The sequence below is a fragment of the Burkholderia sp. Ac-20384 genome, from assembly GCF_017104605.1.
In the GTDB taxonomy this organism is placed as follows: domain Bacteria; phylum Pseudomonadota; class Gammaproteobacteria; order Burkholderiales; family Burkholderiaceae; genus Burkholderia; species Burkholderia lata.
The window spans coordinates 1-6,393 of sequence record NZ_JAAGPE010000416.1; the positions used below are offsets into that span (position 1 = coordinate 1).

Below are 6,393 nucleotides of genomic sequence, written 5' to 3' on the forward strand. Positions count from 1 at the left end.
CGGGCCGGTGGCCGGGCGGCGGCGCATCGGGCGCCGCGCGCCAACGGGAGAGCGCGATCTTCACGATGCGACGTGCTCGTTGCGCAGCACTTCCTCGACCGGCACCGGCTTGAACGGATGCCGGCGCTGCACGACGAGCGTCCAGAACAGTGCGTACAGCGCGGTGAGCCCGAGCATCGCGCCGAACGGCACGTAGATGTCGCGCGCGTTCATGCCCGGCGGCGTGATGTACCAGATCGCCAGGATGATGCCGACGCTCGACACGATCTGCGGCAGCGGAAACAGCGGCGAACGGTACGGGCGCGGCAGGTCCGGGCGGCGAATCCGCAGCATCACGACCGACGCGGTGACGAGCAGGTACGCGGTGCCCCACGCGCAGGTCGCGGCCAGCACGAGGTGCAGGATGCTGTCGAGATTGCCGTTGATCAGCCACGCGTGGAAGATCGGCACGATCGCCGCGGCAACGATGCCGACCACCGGCGTCTTGAAGCGCGGATGCAGGTACGCGAAGCAGCGCGGCAGCGCCCCGTCGATCGCCATCCCGTACAGGATGCGCGGCAGCCCGGCCATCAGCGTATTGATCGTCGCGGCGCCCGCGCACAGGAACGCGATGCCGAACCAGATGCGGCCGAAGGGCCCGAGCACCTGCAGCGCGAACGCGGGAATCGCGCCCGGCGTGTCGAGCAGGTGTGTGAGGCCGTCGGGGCTCACCGGCACGTTCGCAACCTGGCGGCGGATCGCCGCGCCGTACAGGAACATGCAGATCGCGACGCCGACGAGGCCCAGCGCCATCGCGCGCGGAATCGTCTTGCCCGGCGACTTCATTTCCGGCGCGAGCGGCGTGACGAACTCGCAGCCGACGAACATGAACATCGCCATCCCGACCAGCGACAGCACGGCCGGAATCGACGTGCCGACTTCCGAGCCGCCGAACCAGCCATCGAGATGCACGGCCGGCGCGGCCGCGAGCCCGAGAATCCCGAAGATCATCAGCGACAGCCACATGCCGGCCGTGAGCACGATCTCGAGCTTGCTGAACACCTTGATGCCGATGATGTTGGTGATCGCGAACGTGACGACGAGGCCGACACCGACGAGCCACGAGCTGTTGTGCTTCTCGAACGCGGCATTCAGCGATTCGAAGTTGACGAGCGCCATGATGCCGCTCAGGATCGTTTCCGCCGTGCCGGCGAACACGTGCACGAGGAAATACGCGGAGATCGTGCCGGTGATCGCCCAGAAGCGGCCGAGCCCGCACGACAGGTAATCGTAAACCGAGCCGGCCGTGGGCAGCATCGCGGCGGCTTCGGAGAAGGTCGTCGCCTGCGCCTGCATCATCACGAACGCGATGATCATCGCGACCGCGAACGCCCAGCCGCCCATTCCGAAGCCCGACGTCGCGGTGAGAATCACCGGGCTTGCCATGATGAGGCCGACGGCGCTCGCCAGCGCGGTCGGAAAGCCGACCGCACCCGCCTTCAGCGCCGTGCCGCCGCCCGCTTCAGCCGGCGTGCCGCCGGGCGTATCGCCCGCTGCGCCGGTAACTCCAGACCATCCCGACATCCTTGTCTCCTTCCTGTGTCGACCCCGGCCGCCGCTTCGTCGGCGGCCGGGGTTCCATGGCTTTGCGGTCGGCCCGGAGCGGCGCTCAAGCGCTTCGATTCCCGGGCCCCTTGTCGATCACAACTCGATCCGATGTCGAAAAAATACGCAGGCAAAATAATCCGGTCATAGCGCAAATCGGCAAACCGGCGGCAGCCGCGCTGCCCGCCGCCGGCGTGCCATCACGCGATCACGTCATCACGCGAACGGCACGGCCTCGAAGCCCGCCGCCAGCGCGTCGACGATCCGGTCGAGCTGCTCGCGCTGGATCACGAGCGGCGGCGACAGGATGATCTTCGTGCCGACCGGGCGCACCAGCACGCCGTTCTCGCGCGCGACTTCCGCGACCGCGTTCGCATAGCCGGACAGCGGGTCGATCGGCTCGCGCGTGTCCTTGTTCGCGACCAGGTCGAGCGCGAGCATCAGCCCCTTGCCGCGCACCTCGCCGACCGCCGCGAAGCGTTCCGCGAACGGCTTCAGCGCTTCGAGCAGATACGCGCCCTGCTTCGCCGCGTTCGCCGGCAGATCTTCCTTCACGACGATGTCGAGGCTCGCGATCGCGGCCGCGCAGGCGACCGGGTGGCCCGCGTACGTGTAGCCGTGCATGATCGCGCCGCCGAAATCGGCATTCGCGGCGAATGCGTCCTCGATCCGCGCGTTCACGACCGTCGCGCCGAGCGGCACGTAGCCCGACGAGATCCCCTTCGCGAGACACATGATGTCCGGGCGCACACCCCAGCCGCGGCTGCCGAACATGCTGCCGCTGCGGCCGAAGCCCGTCACGACCTCGTCGGCGATCAGCAGTACGCCGTAGCGGTCGCACACCTCGCGCACGAGCGGCCAGTAGTTGGCCGGCGGCACGATCACGCCGCCCGCGCCCTGGATCGGCTCCGCGATGAACGCGGCCACCGTGTCGGGGCTCTGGAACTGGATCTCGCGCTCCAGCATTTCCGCGCAGATCCGGCCGAGTTCCTCCGGATCCTGCGTGAACGGGTTGCGGTACAGCCACGGCGTCTCGACGTGGAAGCAACCCGGCAGGTTCGGCTCGTAGTTGCGGCGGAACACCGTGTTGCCGTTCACCGACGCACCGCCGAAGTGCGTGCCGTGATAGCCCTGCTTCAGCGAGATGAACTTGGTGCGGTCGGCCTGGCCGCGCACCTTCCAGTACTGGCGCGCAATTTTCAGCGCGGTCTCGATCGAATCGGAGCCGCCCGAGCTGTACAGCACGCGGCGCATGCCTTCCGGCTCGAGCATGTCGATCACCTTCTTCGACAGCTCTTCCGCGCGCGGATGCGAAATGCCGTCGAACAGCTGGAAGTATTCGAGTTCGTCGAGCTGGCGCACGATCGCGTCCTTCACTTCCTGGCGGTTGTGGCCGACGTTCACGTTCCACAGGCCCGCGACGCCGTCGACGAGTTTCCGGCCCTCTTCATCGAAGACGTAGCAGCCGTCGCCGCGCACGATGCGGATCGGCTTGCGCTGCTTCATCTCGTTCGGGTGCACCATCGGATGCCAGAATTTCGCTTCGTTGTAGCTCATTGCAGTCTCCACTGTCGGATCGGTTGAACCTCGTTGGCCGAGGTCCGAGGTTTTCGTCGTTGGCGCAACGCGTCAGTGCGCGATGCAGACGGATTTGGTTTCGGTGAAGCCTTCGATCGCGTACTGGCCGAATTCGCGGCCGATGCCCGATTGCTTGTAGCCGCCGAACGGCATCGACGGGTCGAGCGGGATATGGCAGTTCACCCACACGGTGCCGGCCTCGATCTGCGGCACGAGGTTCATCACGCGCTTCAGGTCGTTGCTCCAGATGCTCGCGGCGAGACCGTACGGCGACGCGTTCGCGAGGCGCACCGCGTCGGCCGCGTCGTCGAACGGCACGACGACGATCACCGGGCCGAACACTTCGTCGCGCACGATCGCGCTGTCCGGATGCGGATCGGCGATCACCGCCGGCTTCACGTAGTAGCCGGGCAGGTCGTCGGCCGGCGTGCCGCCCGCGAGGAACGTCAGGCCCGCGCGGCGCGCGCCTTCGATGTGCTGGACGACCTTGTCGCGATGGTGCGCGGAGACCAGCGGGTTGATCTGCGCGGTCGTGTCGAGGCCCGCGCCGAGCTTCATCGACTGCGCGACGCCCGCGAGGCCATCCGCAAGCTGCGCGAACTTGCTGCGGTGCACATAGATGCGCGATGCGGCCGCGCACACCTGCCCCTGGTTGAAGAACGCGCCGGCGGCGACGCCGTCGAGCGCCTGTGCGACGTCGATGTCGTCGAGCATCACGATCGGGTTCTTGCCGCCGAGCTCCAGCGAGAAGCGCGTCATGTTCTGCACGGCCGCCGCGCCGACCAGCTTGCCGGTCGCGGTCGAGCCCGTGAACGAGATCTTCGCGATCGACGGGTGGCTCGCGAGTGCGGCACCGCACACGCGGCCGCCGGTGACGACGTTGAACACGCCCGGCGGCACGCCGGCTTCGCGTGCAAGTTCGGCCAGGCGCAGCGCGGTGAGCGGCGTTTCCGGCGACGGCTTCAGCACGATCGTGCAGCCGGCCGCGAGCGCGGGAATCAGCTTCCACACCGCGATCATCAGCGGGAAATTCCACGGCACGATCGCGGCGACCACGCCGACCGGCTCCTTGCGCGTATAGGCCGTATAGCGCGCGCCGGGCGGGAACGGGATCGACACGTCGAGCGTCTGGCCGGTGATCTTGGTCGCCCAGCCGGCCATGTAGCGCACGTATTCGACGCTTGCGCCGACCTCGATCGCGCGCGACACGTGAATCGACTTGCCCTGGTTCAGCGTTTCGAGCTGCGCGAGCGTTTCGGCGTCGGCTTCGATCAGGTCGGCGAGTTTCAGCAGGATGCGTTCGCGGTCGGCCGGGCGCAGGCCGCTCCACACGCGGGTGTCGAATGCGTGCTTCGCACTGGCGACCGCGCGATCGACGTCGCGTTCGTCGGCGTCCGCGACCGTCGCAAGCCGCTCGCCCGTCGCGGGGTCGTACACGTCGAGCCGCGCGGCCGCGTGCGCGGGCTGCATTTCACCGTCGATGAAGAGGCCGAAGTCGCGCGCAACGAAGGTGCGCACGGTGTCGCTGACGGCGACGAAATTCGTGGTGCTCATGGGCGTCTCGATGATTGTCGTGGCTGGACCGCGTGCGCACGGGCACACGGGCGTCGTTCCACTGTATCGACGAGGGTTCGCGCCCGGTGAGCGCAAATTGGCAGCGCGTGGGCGCTGGGGGTGGCGGGTTCGAACCCCGCGGGGACGGGGCGAGTGCCGAGACCGGAAGCCGGCCCGGTATCGCGCGGGCAGACAGGCCGGCCTGTTCGACCGGCGCGGGCATGCTCGCGCCGGTACCGGGCCGATGCCCGGTCATTGCCATGCTAGTTTCTGAAGCCGTGCCCCATCGACGCCAGGAGGTCGTACGCCTGGTAATCCAGCCAGTAGATGCCGAGCGCCAGCGGAATCAGGAAGTACAGCGAATCGTATATCCCGCTTCTCACGGTCCTGATGATGAAAATCGGCAGTGCAACGCTCAAGGCGACGACCACAAGGGAAACTGCAATGATCGTGACGTCCATGTTCCCGGCCCCTGGTTGTTATCGAAACGACGATCGCGCATGGTACTGCACGACGGCAAGGGCTCGCGAGCCGGACGATTGCGGCGGAAGCGCGCCAGCCGGTGCGGTTCGGTGCGGTGCGGTTCGGTTCGGTTCGGTTCGGTTCGGCAGGTCGGGCTTGCGAGATGGGTGCTTGGCACGGGCGTCTTGACGATCAGCCACTGACATCGAGGCAGCCCGCAGGCCCGACCAGTTCGTTTTCCTTCGCATTGCCCGATGTGAACAGGCAGAAATTCGTGCCGATTTCACTGCCGAATTCCATCAGGAAATCCAGTCGGCCGTCGCGATCGAGGTCGCCCGCCCAGATCAGGGTCACGCGAAACGGCGGCGTGTCGCCGCCGAAATCATGCAGGACCGACCGCTTGCCCCCGCCTTCGGCAACCACCGCACCGGATGCGGTGTAGCGCAACGCGTACCGGCGGCCGTGAAACGCGAAACGCAGCGGTTCGGGGCCGGGCTCGATCACCCTTCCGCCGTTCGGGAATGCCAGGTTCGCCGCTTCGACCCGGCCCTGCGTGAGCGATTTGCAACGCAACAGCGCGACGGCCTTTTTCACGTCGGGCGTGATGTCGACGGCTGTGCCGTCCGGTTGCACCGGTTCGAGCCGGATGCGTGCCGGCGCAAGCTTCCAGCGATTGCCGCTGGGCGCCAGCGCGAGCCATCCGTCGCCGAGATCGGTGCCAGCGTCGCCGACGTCATCGGCCAGCATCCGGATCGGTTGCAGCACGGCGCACGAATCGGGTTCGCCCTCTTGCGCGAACGCCGTCGAGGCCGTGGAGGCCCCCAGCAACACGAGCAGCACAGCCAGCAACGCTTTGGCTTGGGTATTCATGAATCGGCAATCGCGAAAGGTTCGAATTCCGGATCGCAATTATCCGATGAATTACAGGAACAGCGCCCCGACCAGTTCCGTGCGGTTCGACACGCCGAGCTTGCGGTACATGCGCATCAGGTGCGTCTTGACAGTCGGCTGGCCGAGCGCGAGATCGCGGGCGATCTCCTTGTTCGAAAGGCCGTCGCGCACGAGGCGCGCGACCTGCTCCTCGCGGTAGGTCAGCCGCTCCTCGCAGCCGATCCGGTGGATCCCGCGCCGCGCGCGCAGCAGCGGGCTCAGCGCGGCTTCGGCCACGGGCTGCAGCCGCGCGAGCGCATCGATCTCGCGGCTGCAGCCCGTGGC

6 protein-coding genes are annotated in these 6,393 nt (G+C 67.4%); all 6 read right to left on the bottom strand.

From position 1 onward, the window contains the following. Window positions 1-60 precede the first annotated feature (60 nt). Window positions 61-1,563 carry an APC family permease gene (locus G3O00_RS38680; protein ID WP_174932664.1) on the bottom strand — a complete coding sequence of 501 codons (1,503 nt, stop codon included), beginning with the start codon at window positions 1,561-1,563 and terminating at the stop codon, window positions 61-63. Window positions 1,564-1,800: 237 nt separating this feature from the next. Then, window positions 1,801-3,141, bottom strand: coding sequence for an aspartate aminotransferase family protein (locus tag G3O00_RS38685; protein ID WP_011354541.1), 1,341 nt, complete (start codon window positions 3,139-3,141; stop codon window positions 1,801-1,803). A 72-nt stretch (window positions 3,142-3,213) separates the two neighbouring features. Then, a complete protein-coding gene (locus G3O00_RS38690) occupies window positions 3,214-4,716 on the bottom strand; it encodes an aldehyde dehydrogenase family protein (protein WP_021163649.1) in 1,503 nt (500 codons plus the stop codon). A gap of 263 nt (window positions 4,717-4,979) precedes the next feature. Next, window positions 4,980-5,177, bottom strand: a complete 198-nt coding sequence (locus G3O00_RS38695) for a hypothetical protein (protein WP_206146148.1) — start codon at window positions 5,175-5,177, stop codon at window positions 4,980-4,982. 193 nt (window positions 5,178-5,370) lie between these two features. Beyond that, entirely contained in the window at window positions 5,371-6,018 is a 648-nt protein-coding gene (locus G3O00_RS38700; RefSeq protein ID WP_346779019.1) for a hypothetical protein, read from the bottom strand. 81 nt (window positions 6,019-6,099) lie between these two features. Further along, window positions 6,100-6,393: LuxR C-terminal-related transcriptional regulator (locus G3O00_RS38705; RefSeq protein ID WP_206146150.1), on the bottom strand; the 294-nt coding region annotated here is incomplete at its 5' end.